The 23,175-nt window shown below is 62.9% G+C and carries 20 protein-coding genes; 10 read left to right on the top strand and 10 right to left on the bottom strand.

The genetic code is table 11. The features are described 5' to 3' along the window. Positions 1-4: 4 nt before the first annotated feature. Positions 5-1,000, bottom strand: a complete 996-nt coding sequence (locus tag AC0L3L_RS01975; RefSeq protein ID WP_473636346.1) for an ABC transporter substrate-binding protein — start codon at positions 998-1,000, stop codon at positions 5-7. A 178-nt stretch (positions 1,001-1,178) separates the two neighbouring features. Between AC0L3L_RS01975 and AC0L3L_RS01980 the strand changes: the two genes are divergently transcribed. Then, positions 1,179-1,871, top strand: a complete 693-nt coding sequence (locus AC0L3L_RS01980; protein WP_352952949.1) for a FadR/GntR family transcriptional regulator — start codon at positions 1,179-1,181, stop codon at positions 1,869-1,871. A 65-nt stretch (positions 1,872-1,936) separates the two neighbouring features. On the opposite strand, the gene AC0L3L_RS01985 is transcribed toward AC0L3L_RS01980, so the two are convergent. The 7 genes from AC0L3L_RS01985 to AC0L3L_RS02015 all read right to left on the bottom strand — a co-directional run bounded on the left by AC0L3L_RS01985 (position 1,937) and on the right by AC0L3L_RS02015 (position 9,361). Further along, complete coding sequence (locus tag AC0L3L_RS01985; RefSeq protein ID WP_473636347.1) at positions 1,937-3,364, bottom strand: aldehyde dehydrogenase family protein; 1,428 nt, start codon at positions 3,362-3,364, stop codon at positions 1,937-1,939. A 39-nt stretch (positions 3,365-3,403) separates the two neighbouring features. Next, the gene (locus AC0L3L_RS01990; RefSeq protein WP_473636348.1) at positions 3,404-4,489 is read right to left on the bottom strand and encodes an ABC transporter ATP-binding protein; all 1,086 of its coding nucleotides are present in this window, start codon (positions 4,487-4,489) and stop codon (positions 3,404-3,406) included. Continuing rightward, a complete protein-coding gene (locus AC0L3L_RS01995) occupies positions 4,479-5,087 on the bottom strand; it encodes a cupin domain-containing protein (RefSeq protein ID WP_473529511.1) in 609 nt (202 codons plus the stop codon). Before AC0L3L_RS01995 ends, AC0L3L_RS01990 begins: the two co-directional genes overlap by 11 nt. A gap of 87 nt (positions 5,088-5,174) precedes the next feature. Continuing rightward, positions 5,175-6,245: an ABC transporter substrate-binding protein gene (locus AC0L3L_RS02000; RefSeq protein WP_473636349.1), complete on the bottom strand. Its 1,071-nt coding sequence runs from the start codon at positions 6,243-6,245 to the stop codon at positions 5,175-5,177. Beyond that, positions 6,230-7,108: an ABC transporter permease gene (locus AC0L3L_RS02005; RefSeq protein ID WP_473636350.1), complete on the bottom strand. Its 879-nt coding sequence runs from the start codon at positions 7,106-7,108 to the stop codon at positions 6,230-6,232. The genes AC0L3L_RS02000 and AC0L3L_RS02005 overlap by 16 nt, the downstream gene beginning before the upstream one ends. After that, on the bottom strand, positions 7,105-7,992 hold the full coding sequence (locus AC0L3L_RS02010) for an ABC transporter permease (RefSeq protein WP_473636351.1): 888 nt from the start codon (positions 7,990-7,992) through the stop codon (positions 7,105-7,107). Before AC0L3L_RS02010 ends, AC0L3L_RS02005 begins: the two co-directional genes overlap by 4 nt. Before the next feature lie 85 nt (positions 7,993-8,077). Then, positions 8,078-9,361, bottom strand: coding sequence for an NAD(P)/FAD-dependent oxidoreductase (locus tag AC0L3L_RS02015; RefSeq protein WP_473636352.1), 1,284 nt, complete (start codon positions 9,359-9,361; stop codon positions 8,078-8,080). A 264-nt stretch (positions 9,362-9,625) separates the two neighbouring features. Between AC0L3L_RS02015 and AC0L3L_RS02020 the strand changes: the two genes are divergently transcribed. The 5 genes from AC0L3L_RS02020 (at position 9,626) to AC0L3L_RS02040 (ending at position 14,987) form a co-directional block, all read left to right on the top strand. After that, positions 9,626-10,783, top strand: coding sequence for a fumarylacetoacetate hydrolase family protein (locus AC0L3L_RS02020; RefSeq protein WP_473636353.1), 1,158 nt, complete (start codon positions 9,626-9,628; stop codon positions 10,781-10,783). 275 nt (positions 10,784-11,058) lie between these two features. Continuing rightward, complete coding sequence (locus AC0L3L_RS02025; RefSeq protein ID WP_473636354.1) at positions 11,059-11,991, top strand: substrate-binding domain-containing protein; 933 nt, start codon at positions 11,059-11,061, stop codon at positions 11,989-11,991. Positions 11,992-12,110: 119 nt separating this feature from the next. Beyond that, a complete protein-coding gene (locus AC0L3L_RS02030; RefSeq protein WP_123146974.1) occupies positions 12,111-13,097 on the top strand; it encodes an ABC transporter permease in 987 nt (328 codons plus the stop codon). 3 nt (positions 13,098-13,100) lie between these two features. After that, a complete protein-coding gene (locus AC0L3L_RS02035; protein WP_473636355.1) occupies positions 13,101-13,895 on the top strand; it encodes an ATP-binding cassette domain-containing protein in 795 nt (264 codons plus the stop codon). Positions 13,896-13,964: 69 nt separating this feature from the next. Next, the gene (locus tag AC0L3L_RS02040; RefSeq protein ID WP_473636356.1) at positions 13,965-14,987 is read left to right on the top strand and encodes a LacI family DNA-binding transcriptional regulator; all 1,023 of its coding nucleotides are present in this window, start codon (positions 13,965-13,967) and stop codon (positions 14,985-14,987) included. Between the two features lie 812 nt (positions 14,988-15,799). Here the strand turns inward: AC0L3L_RS02040 and AC0L3L_RS02045 are convergent. After that, complete coding sequence (locus tag AC0L3L_RS02045; RefSeq protein ID WP_023799451.1) at positions 15,800-16,381, bottom strand: TetR/AcrR family transcriptional regulator; 582 nt, start codon at positions 16,379-16,381, stop codon at positions 15,800-15,802. 262 nt (positions 16,382-16,643) lie between these two features. On the opposite strand from AC0L3L_RS02045, the gene AC0L3L_RS02050 reads away from it, so the two are divergent. Genes AC0L3L_RS02050 through AC0L3L_RS02060 form a run of 3 tightly spaced genes read left to right on the top strand, consistent with a single transcriptional unit; the run spans position 16,644 to position 21,245 of the window. Continuing rightward, entirely contained in the window at positions 16,644-16,901 is a 258-nt protein-coding gene (locus AC0L3L_RS02050; RefSeq protein ID WP_473636357.1) for a hypothetical protein, read from the top strand. Continuing rightward, positions 16,895-20,071, top strand: a complete 3,177-nt coding sequence (locus AC0L3L_RS02055; RefSeq protein ID WP_473488274.1) for an efflux RND transporter permease subunit — start codon at positions 16,895-16,897, stop codon at positions 20,069-20,071. Before AC0L3L_RS02050 ends, AC0L3L_RS02055 begins: the two co-directional genes overlap by 7 nt. Before the next feature lie 16 nt (positions 20,072-20,087). Further along, positions 20,088-21,245: an efflux RND transporter periplasmic adaptor subunit gene (locus tag AC0L3L_RS02060; protein ID WP_473636358.1), complete on the top strand. Its 1,158-nt coding sequence runs from the start codon at positions 20,088-20,090 to the stop codon at positions 21,243-21,245. A gap of 9 nt (positions 21,246-21,254) precedes the next feature. Here AC0L3L_RS02060 and AC0L3L_RS02065 read toward each other — a convergent pair whose 3' ends face one another. Beyond that, positions 21,255-22,190 (bottom strand): LysR substrate-binding domain-containing protein, encoded by a 936-nt coding sequence (locus AC0L3L_RS02065; RefSeq protein ID WP_473636359.1) that lies wholly within the window; start codon positions 22,188-22,190, stop codon positions 21,255-21,257. Between the two features lie 96 nt (positions 22,191-22,286). Here AC0L3L_RS02065 and AC0L3L_RS02070 point away from each other — a divergent pair, with 96 nt between their 5' ends. Beyond that, positions 22,287-23,075 carry a HalD/BesD family halogenase gene (locus tag AC0L3L_RS02070; RefSeq protein WP_473636360.1) on the top strand — a complete coding sequence of 263 codons (789 nt, stop codon included), beginning with the start codon at positions 22,287-22,289 and terminating at the stop codon, positions 23,073-23,075. Positions 23,076-23,175: the final 100 nt, after the last annotated feature.

The following is a 23,175-nucleotide window of genomic DNA, read 5'->3' on the forward strand; positions in this document are numbered from 1 at the left end:
CCGCCTATTTCTTGCCGAGCTTGGCGACGGCGCGGTCGATCGCAGAGACATCCCAGAAGTCCTCGACCTTGAGGCTCGCTGGGTCGCCTTCGATCTGGCCGGCAAGGCTGAAGAAGGCAAAGTCGTCTTTGGCCGCATCCGCCCCGCCGCCATTCAGCGCAAGGCTGCCGGCGTCCGCGGTTTCCTTGTAGTATTCGGTGATTTCGCTATCCGCCTCCGCGCCGAGATCCGGCAGCAGTTTGTACTTGTTGCGGAGCTCGACCGCGACAGCCGGGTTCGCGGTTATTTCCCGCGCGGTCTTCATCAGTTCCTCGACCAGGATGTCGACGTCGGCGGCGTTGTTCTTCAGATAGTCCGCGGTCGCGAAAAGCGCTTCGTCCGAGGCGCCGAGATCATCGACCGGCAGAACGATGAACTTGCCGGGGGCTTCGGCCTCGAGCGCGCGCCGGTTGGCGGCATCGACGATCGACGCCTTGATGGTCCCCTGGAGCAGTGCATTGCGGCGAACCTCGGAACCCGGGACATAGCTGATGTTGCCGAGCTTGATGCCGTGGTTTTTCGCCATCAGGAGCATGACAGCCTCTGTGCCGGAGCCGCGCGCCTGAACGGCGACTTCCTGCCCGTCGAGATCCTTCCATTCCTTGTAGAATTCGCTGTTGACGACAGGAAAGAAGCGCAGCGTCGATATCTGCGCGAAAATCCGGATCGGCACGCCAACCTTCTGGATCAAAGTATAGGGCGCGCCGATGCCGACATCGGCCTGGCCGCCGACAATGGCCTGGGCTGCCAGATCCTCGTCATTGAGAACAATGAGCTCGACATTCACGCCGCGTTCCTTGGCGCGCTCTATCGCGGCGAGCGTCTGGATGGATTCGATCCCGGGAAGGTCGCCGAATGCGATGCGCATATCGCCCGCATTTGCGGCCGACAGGGGCAGTGCCCATGCCAGGGCCGCGGCAAAAGCGGTGGCAAGGATGGTACGTCTGGTCATGCTGGCCATTGTCATTCCTCCCGTTTTTTGTAACCATTTCCTTAATTGGTTAAGACTACGGAGGGGATTGGTCAAGGAGAAACTGCACCGTGTCGGACTGGCGGGCGTAGAAAACTCGGCAGTTGACGGTTTGAGCTAATCGCTTTAACACCGACAAAGAGAAATCATACGCGGATTGGTTAAATTGATGGACGATCCCGGTAATGGCGGCCACGCCGCCCTGGTTCAGCTTCAGGCTTATCTTGCCCAGATGGACCATGCCGGCGAGACACGGCTGCCTGCCGAGCGGGAACTGTCCGAGAGCCTCGGCGTATCGCGCGGCGATCTGCGCAAGGCGCTGGCAGTGCTCGAGAAGGACGGCCGCATCTGGCGTCACGTCGGCAGGGGCACCTTCGTCGGCAGTGGACCGGTCGAGGAGACGATCGGCATTTCGGAAATCGCCGGACGCACAAATCCGGCCGACGTGATGCGCGCGCGCCTCATCATCGAACCCGAGATTGCGCGCGAAGCGGCGCTGCACGCCACGCTTTCCGATATCGCAGGCATGCGTCAATCGCTGGTGCAGACGCGGGAAGCCGTCACATGGCGGCAATATGAGAACATCGACAATCTGCTCCACCGGCAGATTGCGCAGGCGAGCCGCAACAATGTGCTGCTCGGCCTGTTCGATGTCCTGAACGCTGTGCGCCGAACCGTGGTGTGGGGACGTCTCCGTTCAGAAGGCGCCCGCCCTCCGGCGGACCATCACAGCTTCGCCGACCATGAACGCATCGTCGAAGCGATCGCCGAGCGTGACCTCGGCGGCGCGGCGGCAGCGATGCGGCTGCATCTCCAACAGGTCGAGCGGCGCCTGATCCCTGTTCGCGAAGCCGCCGAATAGCTCGGATTGACCCGCTACAGCGCCGCGCGTCCTTCTTGGATGCGCGGCGCTGTTCGGGTTAAGCCCTAAGCGCCGTAGCCGATGATGCCCTTGATCTCGAGGAAATCGTGGATTGCCCAGTCGGCATATTCGCGGCCGTTGCCCGATTGCTTGTAGCCGCCGAACGGCGCGAAGGTGTCCCACTCCGGATAGTTGATCGAGACCTGTCCGGCGCGCAGGCGGCCGGCGACTTTTCGCGCGTGGTCGATATCCCCGGACTGCACATAGGCGGCGAGGCCGTAGACCGTGTCGTTGGCGATCTTCACCGCGTCGTCATCGTCATCATAGGAGATGACCGAAAGCACCGGCCCAAAAATCTCCTCCTTCTCGATGGTCATGCCCGGCTTGACGTGGCCGAAGACGGTCGGTCGCACGTAATAACCGCGATTAAGATGCTCCGGCCGGCCGGGACCGCCGGTGACCAGCGTAGCACCCTCGGCGATGCCGGCCTCGATCAGCCGCTGGATCTTGTCGAACTGGATGTTGCTGACCACCGGCCCGAGCTTGGTCTCTTCCGAGCGCGGATTGCCGACCTTGTGCGCCTCTGCCGCCTTCTTGGCGATCACCAGCGCCTCATCGTGGCGGGCGGCCGGCACCAGCATGCGCGTCGGCGCATCGCAGGACTGGCCGCTATTGCCGAAACAGGCGTTGACGCCCTTGCGCACGGCCTTCTCGAAGTCGGCATCGGCAAGCACGATGTTGGGCGATTTGCCGCCGAGTTCCTGCGCCACGCGCTTGACCGTCTCGGCCGCTGTTTTGGCGACGATGATGCCGGCACGGGTCGAACCGGTGAACGAGACCATGTCGACGTCGGGATGGCCGGCCATGACCTGTCCGACATCCGGACCGGTGCCGTTGACCATGTTGTAGACCCCCTTCGGCGTGCCGGCCGCTTCCATCACTTCCGAAAAGACGATGCCGCTGATCGGCGCGATCTCGGAAGGCTTCAGCACGACGGTGCAGCCGGCGGCGATCGCCGGCACCACCTTGCAGACAATCTGGTTGAGCGGCCAGTTCCACGGCGTGATCAGCGCGCAGACGCCGATCGGCTCCTTGACCACCATGGTGGTGCCGCGCTTCTCGCTGAATTCGTAATCCTCCAGCGCATGAATAGTGGCTTCCATATGCGCCCTGCCCGCCCAGGCCTGCGCCTCGCGCGCCCAGGTGATCGGCGCGCCCATTTCCTGGCTGACGGCCTGCGCGATGTCCTCGTAGCGCTCGTTGTAGACTTCGAGGATGCGCTTCAGCAGCTGCAGGCGCTCGGCCTTGCTGGTCTGCGAGAAGGCCGGAAAGGCTGCCTTCGCCGCTGCCACGGCGCGATCCACATCGGCCTTCGAGCCGACCGAGATTTTCGTATAGGCCTCTTCGGTTGACGGGTCGATCACATCCAGCGTTGCCGGCACCACGGGCGCGACCCATTTGCCGTCGATGAAGAAGTTCAGGTGATTGCTCATGGGTGATGCTCCGGTTTTCTGGAAAGGACGGGGATCAGATTAGCCGGGTAGCATAGGGCAGTTAGCGCCGCCACGCAGGCTGATATGCGCCACATCGCCGACGCTGAATTGAAAACCTTCCGCCCGGCGTGGCGCATCGATCACCACCGGTATCCCCTGCCCCAATTCGGCGTGCAGGCGCAAGGTGCGGCCGTGAAAGACGACGCTGCTCACCCGCACCGGCGCGGTGCCGGTCGCAGCTTCGGTCGCTGCCAGAAGATCCTCCGGACGCACACCGATGGTTCGCACCGCGCCTTCTCCCGGCGCTTCGCCGGTTTCCAATGTGGCTTCGAGCGGCAAGGCGCCGGCGGCGAAACGCAACCGATCGCCGTCACGGCCGACAAAGCGCGACTGCAGCAGGTTCATCGTGCCGATGAAACTGGCGACGAATTTGGTGGCGGGCCGGTCATAGAGCGTGGCCGGCGGCGCGATCTGCTCGATGCGTCCCTTGTTCATGACGACGATGCGGTCGGAGATCGACAGCGCCTCGGTCTGGTCGTGGGTGACCATGACGAAGGTCGTGCCGAGCCGCGACTGCAGCCGCTTCAATTCGACCTGCATCTGTTCGCGCAGATGCGCATCGAGCGCCGACAGCGGCTCGTCGAGCAACAGCACACGCGGTTCGCAGACAATCGCGCGGGCAAGCGCGACGCGCTGGCGCTGGCCGCCCGACAATTCGGACACGCGGGCGCCGAGCTTTTCGGCAAGGCCAACCATGTCGAGCGCTTCGCCGACGCGCTTTGCCTGTTCTACCCCGGAAAGCTTGCGCAGCGACAGGCCGAAGCCGACGTTTTCGGCGACGTCCATGTGCGGAAACAGCGCATAGTCCTGGAACACGGTGTTGACGGGACGGTCGAACGGCCGCAGCGAAGTAACGTCACGGCCTTCGAGCAGCACTCGTCCGCTCGACGGGCTTTCGAAACCAGCGATCACCCGCAGGCTGGTGGTTTTGCCGCAGCCGGATGGGCCGAGCAAGGTCAGGAACTCGCCGCGGGCAATGTCGAGATCGACGGCGTCCAGCCCGACGCCGCCGCCAGGAAAGATCTTCGACACTGCATCCAGCCGGACGAGAGGTTCAGGCGCCATCGCGAACCTCGGACGGCTTGGTCGTGTTGACCCAGAGGATTTGGCAACGCTCGGCGCCCGGATTGCGGAAAGCATGCAGCAAGGTGCTCTTGAAGGCGAAGCTGTCGCCGGTCTTCAGCCCATAGGTGGTTGAATCGATCACGAGTTCGACTTCGCCCGACAGGACGAAACCGAATTCGTGGCCGGGATGGGCGTAGGCTTCGAGGGTGCCACCACCGGCTTCCACCGTCACCAGCATGCCGGTGAGCGTGGCGGCCGGCGGCGACAGCAGCGCTTTGGCGATGCCTTCCGACTTCACCGGGATCTGGCGCCGACTGTTGGCGCGTACACAATAGAGATCGTTGACGCCGTCGTTGCCGTCAGCAATCAGCGCCGAGGGCTCAATGTCGAGAGCGGCGGCGAGCGGCCAGATCACCTTGACGCGAAGCGAGGACAGGCCGCGCTCGATCTGGCTGAGCGCCCCGATCGAAACGCCGGCCTTGGCGGAAAGCTCGGCCAGCGAAAGATTGCGTTCCAGCCTGAGCGCACGCACACGCCGGCCGACCCGCACATCGGCGTCGTCCTTCGGCTTTTCAGCCGTTTCGTCCAGTATGTCCATCTGTTTCCCGACCTCGTTTTCGGTATCCTGGAGCGGCGCTTCGCGGTTCTCCCTTCTCCCCTCATTGTGGGAGAAGGGAAGGCAGGTTCAGCCGCCTGCCTTGACCTTCTCGAACATCTTGGCGAGTTCGTCATTCTGTTTCATCGGCCCGGTGAAGACGGTGGTCTTCAGCATCACTTCCGGATCGGACGGCAGTTGCAGCTTTTCCAGTTCCTCCTTCGGCACCGCGGCGAAGGCCGAGCTGTTTGAGCTGCCGTAACCATAGGCTTGGATCAGGTATTTTCCCGAATCCGTCTCCAGCCGGCTGTTGATGAAATCATAGGCGAGGTCGACATTCTTGGCGTCCTTGAGCATGACGAAGCCGCACGCCCAGGTCAGCATGCCTTCCCTAGGCTTCATGAACTCGACCGGCACGCCCTGCTTCTTCAGCGAAGTGGCCGACGCGTTCCAGGTCATGGCGGCGACCAACTGGCCACTCGCCAGCGCCTGTTCGACGGAGGTCATGTCGGTGGCGTAGTTGGAGAGCAGCGGGCGCTGCTCTCGCAGTTTTTCCGCCACTTTGTCCATCTGTTCCGGCGTCATGTCGAACGGATTGACGCCGGCGAGAAGCGCCGCCACCACCGGCGTATCGTGGACGGCGTCGATTGTCGCCATGCGCCCGGCATATTGCTTGTCCCACAGCAGGTTCCAGCTCGGTTCCGGATTCTTCACCAGATCGGTGCGGTAAAGGATCGAGGTGTTGCCCCAATCCCACGGCACCATCCAGACCTTGCCGTCGCCGGCCTGCAGGTCGGGCAGGTTCTTGAAGACCGGAAAGATCGAATCCCAGTTCTTGATGCGCTTGGTGTCGATCGGTTGCAGCAGGCCTTCCTTGTTCCAGCGCGCCACCTTGTCGTAGCAGGGATGCGCGACATCCGGGCGGAAACCGGCCTTGACCTTGGTGCAGGCGTCATCGTCGTCGCCGAACATCGAGGCCTCGACGCCATCGGGGTGTGCGGCGAGGAAGCTCTTGTTGAAGTCAGGAAGTTCGTAGCCCGACCAGGTGAAATATTGCAACTTGTCGGCCGCAAGCGCGACGGTCGACGAAAGTGCCAGCGCGAAGGCTGCCAATCCGGCTTGGACTGTCTTGCGATTTATCGATTTCAGGTCGAATGCCATTGCAGTTCTCCTCTTTCGGTTTCTTCTGGTTTGGACAGGTTGGCGGGTACCGGCCGCTGAGCGGCGGCGAGCCCGCGATGGCGCAGGATTTCGGCAATTGCCGCGATGACGAAGGACACGGCCAGGATGGCCGTGCCCAGTGCCATGACGGTGGGCAGCGATTTCGGGAAACGCAGCTGGCTCCAAATGTAGAGCGGCAAGGTCGGCTCGGTGCCGGCGAGGAAGAACGCGACGATGAACTCGTCGAAGGAGGTCAGGAAGGCCAGCATGAACGCTGATACAATGGCGGGCAGGCTGAGCGGCAGCATGACCCGCCTGAATGTCGTCCAGTCGGACGCGCCGAGATCGAGTGCCGCCTCGTGGATGGTCTTGGGGATAGCGGCGAAGCGGCTTTTCATGATCACCACCGTCGTCGGCAGCGCCACCAATATGTGGCCGAGCACGATGGCCGTGCGTGACGGTCCGAAGCCAATGAGGTTGACCAGGATCAGCAGCGAGATGCCGACGATGACGCCGGGGATCAGGATCGGCAGCCGCGCGATGGCGCTGATCGTGAAGGCAAGCGGCGAACGGCCGAAGAGATCCATGTAGGACACGGTGATGCCGCAGAGCGTGGCACCGGTGGCGGCAATTGCACCGATGACGAGGCTGTTGGCAAGGGCGCCGGACAGCGCCGAATTGCCGGACAGCGTCTTGTACCATTCAAACGTGAAGTCTTGCAGCGGAAACGCCGCCTGGATCGAATCGTTGAAGGAGAAAAGCGGGATCAGCAATACCGGCAAATACAGAAATACCAAGTAGACAAGGACGTAGGCGCCGAGCCAACTCCCACCTTTCTTAGCGTCTTTCCGCGCCGCGCTCATGTCCGGCTGCCAAATCTGCGGTCGGCGGAACGCACGACCAGCACCACGGCAAGGATGACCAGCATGACGGCAACAGCGAGTGCTGCGCCGAACGGCCAGTCATTTGCCTTGCCGAACTGGGCCTGGATCAGTGAGCCGATCATGGTGCTGGCAGGGCCGCCGACCAGCGCGGGGGTGACATAGTCGCCGACCGTCGGCACGAAGACGACGAGAGCCGCCGCCAACACGCCCGGCATCGAGTTCGGCAGCACGACGCGGCGGAAGCTGGTGAACGGTCTGGCGCCGAGATCGGAAGCGGCTTCGAGCAGCGATTTCGGGATCGTGTCCAGCGCCACATAGATGGGCAGGATCGCGAACGGCGCATAGGCGTGAGCCAGCGTGACGATGACGGCGGCCGGCGTGTTGAGAAACGCCAGTGTCGGTTCGGACCAGATGCCGCTTTCGACGAGCGCCGAGTTCAGCACGCCATTGTAGGCAAGCACGATCTTCCAGGCGAAGACGCGCAAGAGATAGCTGGTCCAGAACGGCAGCGTCACCAGAAACAGCAGCAGCCCGCGCCGCCGTCCGGCATGGAAGGCCAGGTAGTAGGCGACGGGATAGGCGGTGACGACCGTGGCCAGCGTCACCAGGCCGGCAATGGCCAGCGAGCGCAGTGTTACCGTCCAGTACAGCGGGTCGGATGCCACGGTGATGAAATTCGCAAAAGTGAAACCGGCGCCCAGCAGCGAACCGTCATTGCCGCGAAGGGCGAGGAAAACCACGAGGCCGAGGGCAAACAGGATCAGGAAGAAGGTTACCAGCCCGCCCGGCAGCAGCATGGCCAACCGGAAACCCGTCGAGGACCTGGACTCCGGCTGCGGCTGCCTTGCAACGATGGTCGACATCGGGGTTGCCCATCGAAATTTGAAATCACTCAAGAATTTTTCAGATTCATGAAACTGTCAAGCTGATTCCTGCATCGGCATAAAATCAGCGCTCGAATGCATCCAGCATACGATACCAGGCGATCGTCGCGGCGACGCCGACCTGCCGAAAGAGGTGGAATGGGATCGGCCGGATCGGCGAGACCGGGAACGGCAATTGCCTGGCGTCGCCGCTCGCCAGATAGCCGGCAATGCGCTCGCCAAGCGCGGTCATCAGGCCGACACCACGGCCCTGGCAGCCGACCACGGCCATCAGGCCCTGCTCGGGCTCGTGGATATGCGGGAGGTGATCCGGCGTCATCGCCACCCGGCCAAACCAGCGCTTTTCGATGGCGACGCCGGATAGCGCCGGATACAGCCGGAGCAGCGCGCGCTCGAGATGCGCCCAATCACTTTCGCTGGTCGGCAGCGCCATCGGGCCGCGCCCGCCGAGCACCAGCCGCCCGTCGGCACTCTTGCGGTAATAAACGAGGATTCGGCGCGAATCCGACACCGCTTGCCCTTGCGGCAGAATGCCGGCCGCCAGATCGGGCGGCAGCAGTGCTGTCGCGATCTGGAAGGAGTGCAGCGGAACGATCGTCTCGGCGAGACCGGGGAGCAGGTCGCCGGTATAGGCGTTCGTCGCCAGAATGACCGCCTTCGCCTGCAATTCGGCGCCGTCCTCCGTCGAGATGCGCCAAAGGCCGGCGTTATTATCGAGGCGCACCACCTTCTGGTGTTCGGCGATCTTCACGCCCGTGGCCGAGGCGATCCGTGCCAGTTCCGACGTATAGGCAAGCGGATCAATCACGCCGGCGCGGCGGTCGAGCCAGCCGCCGAGATAGCCCTGCGCGCCAGTCAACGCGGCGATCTCGGTCTGGCTCAGAAGCCGGACATCGGCGCCACGGTTCCGCCACTGCCGGTCCCTGTTCGCCGCCGCCTTCAGCGCCGTCTCGGTGTGCGCTGCCTGGATCCAGCCGTTGCGGACGAACGGCACCGCCAGTTTCTCGTCGCGGATCAATTCGAAGACGGCGTCCGCCGTCGAGGCGGCAAAATTGACGAGGATCTCGCCGCGTTCGGGGCCAAAATGCTCCAGCAACCATTCCGGATCATATTTCAGGCCGGGGATGACCTGACCGCCATTCAGGCCCGATGCGCCCTGGCCGATTTCGCCGGCTTCCAGCACCTGCACGGCAAGGCCGAACCGGGCTGCATGCAAGGCTGTCGACAGACCGAGAATCCCGCCACCAACGATGACGACATCGGCACGCTGGCCGCCGGGAAAAAGCGACCGGAACGCAGGGGCCGCCGGCGGCTTCTGCCAGATCGGATCGGAAAACGGTAGGGGCAAGGGGGCACCTGAATGCAATTCGTCAAATGAAAATCCTAGTGACGATTTCATGATTTTGAAAGAGCGTTTGATCTCGGCATCAGCGGATTTAACATGATGGCGTCCGCCGATGCGAAATGCAGCGCAGGGCTCGACCGCGAGGAACGGGATAGACCTTTGGCGGGAATTTGTTGAAAGTGCCGCCGCCGCTGGCCAGGCTGTTTGTGAACCTGGTCCGGCAGCGATGACCGTCGCAGCAGAACAAGACAGCAGAGGACCGCAGCCATGACGAACACCACTCTCCTGCCCAACGAGGGCCTCTTCATCGGCCGCGCCCGGACAAGCGATACGCCCCATCCGCTGGTCGTCATGGTGCGCGACGGCACGGTGTTCGACATCACGTCGAGCATGGCACCAACCGTGCGCGACGTCTGCGAGATGCCGGACCCAGCAGGCTACGTCCACGCGGCCGGGGGCGAACCGATTGGATCGCTTGACGCAATCGCCGCCAACAGTTTTCAGGCCGCGCGCGATCCGCAAAAACCGTACCTGCTTTCTCCGGTCGACCTGCAGGCGGTCAAGGCGTCGGGCGTCACCTTCGTCGTCAGCCTGCTCGAACGGGTCATCGAGGAGCAGGCGCGTGGCTCCGCCGAAAAGGCGGACGCCATTCGCGCCGACATTGCCGGGCTGATCGGTCACGATCTGTCGAAGCTCAAGCCCGGCTCGCCGGAGGCGATGGAGATCAAGGCCAAGCTCATCCAGCGCGGCGCCTGGTCGCAATATCTGGAAGTGGGCATCGGCCCCGATGCCGAGATCTTCACCAAATGCCAGCCGATGGCGTCGGTCGGCTTCGGCGCTGATGTCGGCCTGCATCCGGTTTCCACCTGGAACAATCCGGAGCCGGAAATCACCATGATCGCCGCCAGCGGCGGCAAGATCGTCGGCGCGACGCTCGGCAACGACGTCAATCTGCGCGACGTCGAAGGGCGCTCGGCGCTGTTGCTCGGCAAGGCCAAGGACAACAATGCCTCGGCCGCGCTCGGCCCGTTCATCCGCTTGTTCGACGCGACATTTTCCATCGATGACGTGAAGCAGGCCATCGTGCGCCTGAAGGTCGAGGGCGAGGACGGTTTCTCGCTGGAGGGCGCCAGCTCGATGGCCGAGATCAGCCGCTCGCCGGAAGAGCTGGTCGCGGCCGCCATGGGTCCGCATCACCAATATCCGGACGGGCTGGCGCTCTATCTCGGCACGATGTTCGTGCCGTCGAAGGATCGCGGCGAAAAGGGCAAGGGTTTTACCCACAAGGTCGGCGACATCGTCAGCATCTCCTCGGAGAAATTCGGCGCTCTGGTCAACCGAGTGCGGCTGTCGCCCGACTGTCCCCACTGGACCTACGGCGCCAGCCATCTGATGCGCGACCTCGCCAGCGCCGACCTCATCTAACGACCCTCCCCGCCTGCGAAAGGAGATGTCTCGGCCTGGTGCGCGAACTGAGGGAGCCTTGCCTGGAAAATATCAGCCAAACTGATGCAATCTGATGGGACTGCTGATGGCGCCTTGTCGCGCGCCAACTACCACTGGCAAATGGAGGCTTGCCATATGTCGAAAAAGCGGATGCTCTGATGCCATCCAGATCGGCGCTGGCAAGAAGTACGATCAGGGTTTGCCGTGATCGTCGTCGGAGGTGGAGGAAGTTTTTCAAAATGGGAGGAAATCAAATGCTGACACGGCTACGACTATTTGTATTCGGCTTGATCGTGGCGCTGGCCATCCCAGCGGCGGCACAGGCCAAGACCTTCTACTGGATTTCGCATGGCGGTCCGGCCGATCCGGTCTGGACCTACTTCCTCGCCGGCGCCAAGCAATGGGCGACGGACACCGGCAACACCGTCAACACCTCGTTCCACAATGGCGACGTGTCGTCCCAGCAGGAGGCTGTTCGCGCGGCCATCGCCGCAAAGGCCGACGGCATCACCACCACCAGCCCCGACCCGGGCAGCCTTATCGAGCTCGCTAAGGAAGCACGGGCGGCAAACATCCCGATCATCAATTTCAACACGCCCGATCCGAAGGCGGACTTCAACGCCTATGTTGGCGGCGACAACGTCACCTTCGGCAAGAACTGGGCGCAGTATCTGGTCGACAAGGGCCTGGTGAAGAAGGGCGATTTCGTCTGGATGCCGGTCGAAATCCCGGGCGCCACCTATGGCGTGCAGGAAGAAGAAGGCATCAAGAGCGTCTTCGAGCCACTCAGCATCACCTATGAAATCACCGAAGCCACGCTCGATCAGGCCGAAGCGATCAACCGCATGGTCGACTACCTCACCGCCAACAGGGCCAAGGTCAAGGCGATCATCGGTCTCGGCGACCTGGTGACCGGCTCGATCAAGCGGGTGTTCGACCAAGCCGGCATCAAGCCGGGTGAAATCCCGGTCGTCGGCTGGGGCAACTCGCTCGACACCACCCAGGAGGTGCTGACCGGCTACGTCAATGCCGCACAATGGCAGGATCCGCAGGCGACCAGCTATGTGGCGCTTTCGATCGCCAGCATGGCCGCCAGCGGCATTCCGCCCGGCTTCGACGTGATCACCGGCGCACTCTACGAAAAGGACACCGCACAGGTCTACGACGACATCCTGTCCGGAAAATAGAACCGCGATCGGGATGGTCGCGGCACGCCTGCCACGATCATCCCCATCATCCCGCCGAGCCTCGAACCGCCTTATGCGGCGCCGGGCTTGGCCAGTTCCAACCATGTCGCGGGTCCAACGTGGAAAACAGTTCCATCATCCAACGCTCGATCGCCAGGCCGGAATTCGGGCCCTTCGTGCTGCTTGTCGTCGAGCTCGCGGTGTTCTGGGGGTTCAACCACGACTTCCTGTCGCCGCAGAACATCAGCAACATACTGGCCTTCACGGTCGAGCTCGGCCTGATCGCGCTGGCGATGACGCTGTTGATGACTTCAGGCGAATTCGACCTCTCGGTCGGATCGCTGTTCGGTTTCTCGCCCGTCTTGATGTGGACGCTCTTCAACAGCGGCCTCACCTCGCTGGAAGCCGGCTTTATCGTAGCCTTGTTGGTTGCCGCCTTCATCGGGCTGGTCAATGGCTGGTTCGTGACGCAACTCAAGATCCCGTCCTTCCTGGTGACGCTCGGCATGCTGCTGGTCGTGCGCGGCACCGCTCTGTTCGTCACCAGCGGATTTCCGCAACGCACCTGGAGCGCCGAAGGCAGCTGGCTCGCCGAGGCGCTGGTTGGCGATTTCTTCATTGGGCCGTTCCGCATCTATATGTCGCTGTTCTGGTTCATCGCAGCCGCGATCGCACTCGGCTACGTGCTGACGCAAAGCCGGACCGGCAACTGGATCCAGGCGGCCGGCGGCAACCCCAATGCGGCAAGGGCGCGCGGCGTCAATGTCAGCGGCGTCAAGATCGGCCTGTTCATCCTGTCGTCGATCATGGCTTCGCTTGCCGGCGTCATCAGTTCGCTGCGCACCTCGGCGGCCAACCCGAACAGCGGCACCGGCTACGAGCTCGAAGTCATCGCCATGGTGGTGATCGGCGGCACGGCGCTGACCGGCGGACGCGGCACAATCATCGGAACCGTGCTCGGCATCCTGATCCTGCGCGTGATGCGCAACGGCATCGTGCTGATCGGCGTGCCGGGCCTTGCCTACAACATCTTCATCGGCGCGATCATCCTCGGCATGATGGCGCTCCACTCATGGCTGGAACGCCGGCATCAGGCGGGGACTTGAACCATGGCCGAACCGCTTGTCCGCATGGAAAAAATCCGCAAGTCCTACGGGCGCGTGCAGGCGCTGGTAGACGCCAATTTCCATGTCAATGAAAGGGAGATCGTCGGCCTGCTCGGCGACAATGGCGCCGGCAAGTCGACGCTGATCAAGGTGCTGTCGGGTGCGGTTCCGCTGACCAGCGGCGACATCTTCATCCGCGGCAAGAAGGTGGACTTCCGCAGCACCAGCGACGCCATCGCCCACGGCATCGAGACGATCTACCAGGACTCGGCACTGGTCACGCAATTGTCGATCGCGCGCAACCTGTTCCTCGGGCGCGAGCCGATCAAGCCGCCGCGTTTCCTCAACCGTATGGACCAGGAGGCGATGAACGTGGTCGCCCGCGATCTGCTCAAGCAGGTCGGCATCTCGAAGAACATCCCGCCGACCACACCGATCGGCTCGCTCTCCGGCGGCGAGCGGCAGGCGGTGGCGATCGCGCGCGCCATGCATTTCGACAGCGACCTCATCATCCTCGACGAGCCGACCAACAATCTCGGCGTCGCCGAGACGCAAGGTGTGCTGAGCTTCGTGCGCAGCGCCCGCGATTCCGGCCATTCCTGCATCTTCATTGCCCACAACATCCATCACGTCTTCCAGGTGGTCGACCGCATCGTCGTCATGCGCCGCGGCAAGGTGGTCGCCGACGATATCGACCCGAAGAACACCAGTGTCGCCGAGGTCGAACGGATCATCACCGGCATGTCCGACAAGGAGATCCGCGACGCCATCGTCCAGGGGAAGCAATCGAAGGGCTGAGTGGCCAGTTGGAAGCCGGGTTGGCCGTATCTCTGGTACAGGATCACATCGGCTCCTATGACTGCGACAATGAAAGCCACCGTTGCGGACATCGCCAGAAGCTGCGGGCTGTCGACCGCAACGGTCGACCGGGTGTTGAACAACCGGCCAGGCGCCAGCGCCGCGAACCGGCAGCGGGTGATGGAGGCGGCCAAGCAGCTTGGCTATTTGCCGGTCGTGGATCAGGTCGTGTTGCCCTCGCGGCCGGCGCATCTCGAGTTCTTCCTGCCGATCGGCTCCAATGCCTTCATGATGGATCTGGCAAATCATATCGAGGATTATGCGGCACGCCTGCCGCTTGTCGCCTCCTGCCGCATCCACAAGCTCGCCGGCATCTCGCCGAACGCGTTGCAGGCGGCCGTCGAAAACCTCTCGCTCAAGGCAAACGGCGTCGGCGTCATCGCGATCGATCATCCGAGAACGCGCAACATCCTGCGCGAGATCGTCGAGGCTGGCATCCGCCTGGTCACGCTGGTGTCGGACGTTCCGGGCGCACCGCGATCGGCCTATGTCGGCATCGACAACCGTGTCGCCGGGCGCACCGCAGCCCTTTTGATGGGACGTTTCCTGGGCGGGCGTCCGGGCCATCTGGCAATGATCGTCGGCTCACGCTCTTATCGCGGGCATGAGGAACGCGAAATGGGCTTTCGCTCCGTGCTCAGCGAGGAGTTCCCCAATTTGACCGTGACCAGCGCCGTCGAGATCAACGACGAGCCTGATATCAGCTATACGGCAACGATGAAGGCGCTGCACAACGAGCCGGAACTGCTCGGCATCTATTGCGTCGGCGCCGGACGTTCTGGCGTGGCGAAAGCGCTGCTGGAAGCCAAGCCGCAAAGGAAGCCGGTGTTCATTTGTCACGACCTGACGAGGGCGACACGCGGCTATCTCGTCGACGATCTGCTCGATGTCGTCATCGATCAGAATGCACGACTGATCGCCGAGCAATCGGTCATTCGCCTGCTCGGCTCGATCGCTTCCTCGGCGCCCTATCTGACGCGGAAGTTCATCGAACCGCGCCTGATCTTCAAGGAAAACGTCCCGGTGCAGTGACGCCGCGCTCCAGGCCGACATCGCGAATTTTGAGACGACGCCGCAAATCTGCACACCAGCTATGCAACTTTTTTTGTTGCCGAATCATTAAGCAACCCATATATGTTGCGTGTCGGCCATCTACTCCTCCCAGATGTGATGCCGACGCTGAGTGCGGCGCACCCTCCTCCCGTGCCGCATTCGACATCAAGCCCGCTGCCACCTCCTCCCGGCAGCGGGCTTTTTTTGTTCCGGCTCCGGGTGTTGGGCAAAGGCTGGGGTCATGACTATCACTGGACACGATTGTCGGTCCGCGCGCCGGCGATCACCACCGGCTTGTTCGGGCCGTTGACCAAACGGACCGCCAGAATGCCAGCCCCGGTCGGGTCGGGAATGCTGGCGGCATCGTCGTCACTTTCGCCATCAATGCAGTGAAGACTGTACGGCCGATCCCCGGCTGATCCTGCCGCAGACCGCCGTGTTCTTCGTCATTCGGTTATTCAATCTGCGCTCCCGTTCAGCAGTCTGAGCACGAATGATCGCGACAGCTGTCACCAGGGTTGATGCCGACTGCATGTTCGCCGCAAAGGTGCGAGCGGTAGGGCATGTTGCAGCCGTGATCAGCAGATCCGACGAATCCCGTCACACTTGTCACTCTCACCAATTCGCTTTCGGTCCTATCCTGCTGATCAACAAACAACAGGTAGTGCCGGGAATGGCGTCGACGGACCGCAAAGGAGAAGCGCGATGACGGTACATCCGAACGGACAAAAGAGCAGTCGGCGGCGCGGCTCGCAATGAACACGCCACCGATCGTTTCGCCGCTTGCGAGACTATCTGGCCCTGAATGAGGTGATCAAGCCTTCCGCCATGCGGACGAACTGCGCGCTCGGGCCTTCGGCGCCGACGCTTTGCAGGCTGACGCGGGCGCCCTCGAGCAGCAGCGACAGTGTATCGGCGAGAAGCTCAGCCTGGCCGATGCCGGCATCCCGGCACAGGCCGACCAGACGGTCGCGCTGGGCCTGCTTGAGTTCCTTGATCACCCGACGGGCCGGATGATCGGTCTCGCTCAACTCGATGGCGGCATTCGCCATGTCGCAACCGCGGCCGTCCATCATCAGGCAATCGGCTGCCATCCGAACCCAGGCGTGCAGTTGCGCAAGCTTGTCGCCCGGGTGCTCGGCCTCGAACTTTTGCCACATTGCGTTGGCGCTGCATGCGGTCGCCCGCAGGCACTCGATGACCAGATCGTCCTTGGACTCGAAATGACGGTAGAGCGTCATCTTGTTGGTACCGGCGGCCTCAGTGATCGCGTCGACGCCGACGCCCTTGATGCCATGCTTGTGGAACATATCCCGTGCCGTCTCCAGGATGCGATCCCGGGGGCGGATGCGTTCCGCAGTACCGTCTTCCATCAAAACCTCCTTGGTTTCCGGGGTTTCCGAAAAATCCCTCGGTACACCTCTTGACTAGGGTGTTACCGGTCTGTAACTTCTAGATGTTACTTACTGGTAACACCCCCATTGCCTCGTGTCAATCTCGCAGGCGCCTGTGAATAGCCTCCGCCGAACCGGCCCAGGCATGAAACTGCGCCCCAGGCGACGTTGGCCGCAAACAGGAAGACCACCCGACCTGCGGCGGCGTACGCCACAGATCGCCAAGCCAGGAGCCGCTACGATGTCGCAGCGCAAAGATTTGACGATCGACGAAGTTGTGAAGGATCCGATGATCCGGATGCTGATGCAGGCCGACCGTGTCGACCCGCGCTCTTTCGAGACGATGCTGCGTACCCTTGCGGATTCGCAAGGCCGCAGCCGCAAGGCGCCGCCTCGTTTCCTGGAGGATTCCGGGCAAAGCCGCAGCCGGCGGCTGTCCAGGCTGGCCAAGGCCTTTGGCCAGGCGAGAGCATCGGGCGAGGCGTGCGTGTCATGGTAAATTTCTTCATCCACCGTCCGATCTTCGCATCGTCGATCGCCATCATCATGGTGCTCGCCGGGGCGATCTGCTATTTCCTGCTGCCTGTCTCGCAGTTTCCCGATATCACGCCGCCTCAGGTCGTGGTCAGCGCCAACTATCCTGGCGCCAGTGCGCAGGTCGTGGCCGACACCGTCACGACGCCGCTTGAACAGCAGATCAACGGCGTTCAAGGCATGACCTATATGTCGTCGTCGAGCTCCAATGACGGCTCGTCGACGATCACCGTTACCTTCGAGGTCGGCTATCCCCTGAGCACCGCCGCTGTCGATGTCCAGAATCGCGTCTCACAGGCGGCGTCCTCGCTGCCGGCCATCGTCAACCAGGGCGGCGTGACGATCAAGAAGCAGAACCCGAACTTCGTCCTGATCGTCAATCTCACCTCGCCCGACGGCTCCGTCGATCCGGTCGCGCTCAGCAACCTCGCCTACCTGCAAGTGGTCGACCCGCTGAAGCGCCTGCCCGGCGTCGGCGACGTGCAGATCTTCGGCGAGCGGCGCTATTCGATGCGCGTATGGCTCGATCCCGACAAGCTCGCCAATCTCGGCATCACCGCCGTCGATGTCCAAAACGCCATCGCCGAGCAGAATGTCCAAGTCGCGGCCGGCAAGATCGGACAGTCACCGGCGCCGGCCGGCACCGCTTTCGAAATGCAGGTCAACGCCGTCGGCCGACTGAGCGATCCCAAGGAATTCGGCGACATCATCGTGCGCGCCGATGCCGCGAACGGTTCGCTTGTGCGGTTGCGCGACGTTGCGCGCATCGAACTCGGCGCCCTGCAATATTCGTCGTCGGCGTTCTTCGGCGAGGACCCGACCGTGGTGCTCGCGGTCTACCAGATGCCGGGCTCGAACGCGCTCGATCTGCAGCAGCGCGTCAAGGACAAGATGCAGGAACTGTCGGCCCGCTTCCCGAAGGGCGTCAGCTACGCCATGCACTACGATACGACACGTTTCGTTTCGGCGTCGATGCAGGACGTACTGGTCACGCTCGGCGAGGCGCTGGTCCTGGTCGTCGCGGTGGTGTTCATCTTCCTGCAGAGCTGGCGCACCACGATCATCCCGACGATTGCGATTCCCGTGTCGCTGGTGGCCACGCTCGTCGTCATGTACATGTTCGGCTTCTCGCTGAACATGCTCAGCCTGCTCGGCATGGTGCTGGCGATCGGCCTCGTCGTCGATGACGCGATCGTCGTCGTCGAGAATGTCGAGCGCCAGCTGGAGGCCGGCCTCAAACCGCTGGCTGCCACGCGCGCGGCGATGGCCGAGGTCACCGGCCCGATCATCGCCACGACCGCCGTGCTGATGGCCGTGTTCGTGCCGGTCGCCTTCATACCCGGCGTTTCCGGCCGGCTCTACAACCAGTTTGCGCTGACGGTGGCGATCTCGTTCGGCATCTCCGCCTTCGTCTCGCTGACGCTCACGCCGGCGCTCAGCGCCGCCTTCCTGCGCCACCGCCCGGCAACGCAGTTCGTGCTGTTCCGCTGGTTCAACACGGGTTTCGACCTGATATCGCATGCCTATGCCCATGGTGTGCGCTTCCTCATCCGCCTGCGCTGGATCATGCTCGGCATATTCGCGGCCGGGCTTGTCGCGACCTATTTCGTCTGGCAGCGACTGCCCTCGACCTTCCTTCCGGTCGAGGACCAGGGCTATTTCTTCGTGGTCATCCAGTTGCCGGATGGGGCGTCGCTGGAACGCACCGACGCGGTGGCGCGGAAGGCGCGCGACATCCTGCAGAACACGCCCGGTGTCGACATCGTCGGCTCGATCAGCGGCTTGAACTTCCTCACCAGTGCGGCCCAGTCGAACTCGGCCGTGGAATTCGCCATCCTGAAGCCATGGGACGAACGTGGCCCTGACCAGAGCGCCTCGAAGCTCGTCGCCGACGTGCGCTCGAAGCTCATGGAACTTCCGGAAGCGTTCGCGCTGAGCTTCGATCCGCCTTCGATTCCGGGCATCGGCACGACCGGCGGCTTTGAATTCCAGGTGGAGGACCTGACCGGTCGCGGCAGCGCTGCGCTCAACGACGCGACGCAAGCTGTGCTCGCCGAAGCGCGTAAACAGCCCGAGCTTAACCCGCAGCAATTGTTCTCGTCGTTCTCGACCTCGACGCCGCAGTTCAACTACGACCTCGACCGCAACAAGGCGAAGCTGCTCGGCCTCAGCCTGCCTGACGTGTTCAACACGCTGCAGATCTATCTCGGCTCGCTCTATGTGAACGATTTCAACCTGTTCGGCCGCACCTTCCGGGTGACGATCCAGGCCGACAAGGATGCGCGTGCGGGTGCTGCCGACATTTCGCGGCTCTATGTGCGCAATGCCTCCGGCGGCATGGTGCCGTTGAGCACGCTCGGCAAGCTGGTGCCTATCGTCGGCCCGGAAACCGTCCCGCATTACAACAACAATGCGTCGGCCCTGATCAACGGCGGTGCCGCACCCGGCTTCTCCTCAGGCCAGGCGGTCGCGGCGATGGAACGTGCCGCTGCCACGGCACTGCCGAAGGATTTCGGCTACGAATGGACAGGGATCACCTATCAGGAGCTCAAGGCCGGATCGATCGCCTCGATTGTCTTCGGTCTCGCCATGGTCTTCGTCTTCCTGATCCTCGCCGCCCAATATGAGAGCTGGGCCATGCCTTTCATGGTCCTGCTCGCGGTGCCGCTTGCCCTGTTCGGTGCGTTTGTCGCCCTGTTGATGCGCGGCATGCAGATCGACGTCTATTCGCAGATCGGCTTCGTCATGCTGATCGGGCTGGCGGCGAAGAACGCCATTCTGATCGTCGAGTTTGCCCGGCGCCGGCGCGAGGAAGGCCTCAGCATCGTCGACGCAGCAATGGAAGCGGCGCGCCTGCGGCTGCGGCCCATTCTGATGACCGCTTTCGCGTTCATCCTCGGTGTGCTGCCGCTGATGTTTTCCACAGGTGCTGGTGCAGCGAGCCGCCAGTCGATCGGCACCACCGTCTTTGGCGGCATGGTCGCGGCGACGATCCTGTCGCTGGTGTTCGTGCCGGTCTTCTATGCGGTTATCGAGCAGCTGCGCGAGCGTGGCAGCAAGAGCGAACCCGTTGCCGAACCGACTGAACCGACTGCCGAACCCGCTTTCGAGCGATTGGCCGAAGCGGCCGAATAGGATTGGAGAATTGATCATGCGTAAATGGAAAATTGCGTTGGGAGCAGCCGTCGCCGTTGGGGCGATCTCGGTGGCGAGCGTTCACTTGCTCGACATGGGCGATTTCGGCCTTAATGCCGGTACGGCAGGGGCGGCAACACCTGAACCCGCGGCGGCGTTTGTCATGCCGGTGCCGGTGGTGAGCGTCGTCAAGAAAACGATCCCGATCTATCTCGACTATGCCGCCCGCACCGAGCCGATCCGCAGCATCACGCTGCAGGCGCGCGTACCGGGTTATCTGCAGGAGCAGGTCGCGCCCGACGGCAGCGATGTCAAGAAGGGCGAGCTTCTCTACAAGATCGCTCCAGAGGATTTCCAGGCAGCCCTCGACCAGGCGAAGGCTCAGGTCCAGCGCGACGAAGCAACGCTCGATTATGCCCGTTCCAGCCTTGGTCGCGGCACCGAGCTCGCCAAGAGCGGATACATCGCCAAGGATGCATTCGACCAGCGCACCAGCAGCTTGCGCGAGGCCCAGGCCTCGCTCGCCGTCAACCAGGCGGCTGTGCGGACCGCCGAGCTCAATCTGAGCTATTCGGAAATCAAGGCGCCGTTCGCCGGGCGCGTCGGCCGCAACCAGGCCTCGGTCGGAACGCTGGTCAGCGTCGCCGGTACGGTGCTCAACACACTGGTGCAGCTCGACCCGATCTATGTCACCTTCAATCCGAGCGAAACGGATCTGGTGCAGATCGAGGAAGCCCGCGCGGCGGGGCCCATCGATGTCGACGTCCTGCTTCCCGGCGATACCGAACCGCGCCAGAGAGGTCAACTCACCTTCATCGACAACACGGTCGATCGTTCGACCGGCACCATCACTGCACGGGCGACGATCGGCAACGCCAAGTTCACGCTGCTGCCGGGCCAATATGTTCGTGTGAGATTGCACATCAAGCAGCAGCCCGATGCACTGATGGTGCCGCAGACGGCGTTGGGATCGAGCCAGCTCGGCAAGTACCTCTACGTCGTCGGCAAGGACAACACCGTCGACCAGCGCATCGTTTCGCTCGGGCCGACCAATGGCGATCTGGTGGCCATCTCGAGCGGCGTATCGGAAGGCGACCAGGTGATAACAGGCAATCTGCAGAAGATCGGCCCGGGAATGCCTGTCTCGCCGCTGCCACAGAAACCGGCCACCTGATACCCCCCATCAGGCCCGGTCCAGCGGCGCCCTCGGCATAGCCGGGGGCGCCGTTTTGCTGAGCAGTTCGACAAGGCCGGCGATATCGGCGCGATCGGCCTTGGCCGGCGGTATGAAGGCGCAATAGGGATGGCCGAGCCGGACCGAGACCGACGACAGCGCGATCAGCCGGCCCGCTTCCAGATCGGCGCGGGCCATGATCCTCTGGCCAAGGGCTATTCCGAGACCCAGCCGGGCCGAGGTGATCGCCAGGCTAGACAGTCCGACGCGCCGCCCATGCGACGGGTCAGGCGAGCGGCTGCCGCCTGACGCCGAAAACCAGTCCGCCCATGTCGGATGCGAGACATAGTTCGGACCCCAGTTGGTATGGATGAACATGCTCTCGTGCACATCCGCCAGGCTGGAGGCACCGTCGCCGTATCTCTGCCAAAAGTCCGGCGCGCAGACCGGCAGGACATCGTCATGGACGAGACGGACGAGCCGCAGGCCGGGATAGTGATAGTCGCCATAGCTGATGCGAAGATCGATGTTCTGGCGCGCCAGGTCGACGGGATCGTCTTCGACCCTAACGTCGATCGCCATTTGCGGGAAAGCGTCGAGAAGCACGGCCAGCCTCGGCGCCAGCCACAATTCGGCCAGCGAGAACGGCACGCTGACGGCGAGACGGGTTTTTAGGCTGCCATCCAGCATGCGCCGCCCGATCGCCGCGATGTCGCCCAGGGCGCGCGCCGTCTGCGGATAGATCGCATGACCGGCGTCGGTCAGCGCGATGCGGTTGCCGCTGCGCACGAACAACTGCTTGCCGAACCAGGTCTCGAGATTGCGGATCTGCTGGCTGACCGCCGCCGAGGAGACGCCGAGTTCGGTGGCGGCCAAGGTGAAGCTGCCGGTGCGCGCCGCGACCCCGAAGGCCTTGATCGCGTTCAGCGGGGGGAGCCGTTCCATCGAGTCTTCCATAAGTTTTTCCTGCGGAAGACTTTTCGCCATTGAGAGAAAGATTTTTTTGCCGTCTTCTGTGTCCAAACCTTGGAGCATGAGACGATGAAAAATATTCTCGATCTGGACCGGTACCCGCTCGACCGTGAAGGCAGCGCCGAGTGGAAGCGCCTCGTGAAGACCTCGATTGCGGCGCTGGAGGCCGACGGCATGTTCAATCTCGAAGGTTTTTTGCGGCCCGGCGTAGCCGAACGGGCGGTGCAGGAAATCCAGCCCGTCATGGCGACGCGCTCGCACGTGCACAAGCGGATGCACAACATCTACTTCAAGCCTGATATCCCGGAGCTCGCTCCGGACCATCCTGCGCTGCGCAAGGTCGAGACCATCAGCCATACGGTCTGCGCCGACCAAATTCCTGACAGCCTCGTGCTCGCCATTTACGAATACGAACCGCTGCTGCGCTTCCTGGCGGCGGCGATGGGCAAGACGCGACTGCATGTCATGCAGGACCCGCTGGCGCGCACCAATGTGATGGCCTATCGCGCCGGCGAGGCGCTGAACTGGCATTTCGATCGCTCGGAATTCACCACGACCCTGTTGTTGCAGGCAGCGCAACGCGGCGGCGATCTCGAATACCGCACCGATCTCCGCTCGGACGACAATCCCAACTACGACGGCGTCGCCAGGCTGCTCGAAGGACGCGACCCCGAGGCAAGGATACTGCGCATGATGCCGGGCACGCTGAACGTCTTCCGCGGCAAGAACACCGCGCATCGCGTGACCACTGTCGAAGGCGAATACGAGCGCATGATCGCGGTGTTCTCCTACTACGAGAAGTCAGGCGTGATGTTCAGTGACGAGGAGCGCATCGGCTTCTACGGCCGGGCCGCCTGAGGCCGAAGGCGCCGACATTCTGCCTGGAATCGCGAGTTCACAAATAGGGCCTTGTTAGATTGTCGACAATCTGCTTGTCTTGATTTCGGTTCCTTGTGGA

The sequence above is a fragment of the Mesorhizobium sp. WSM4849 genome (genome assembly GCF_055811385.1).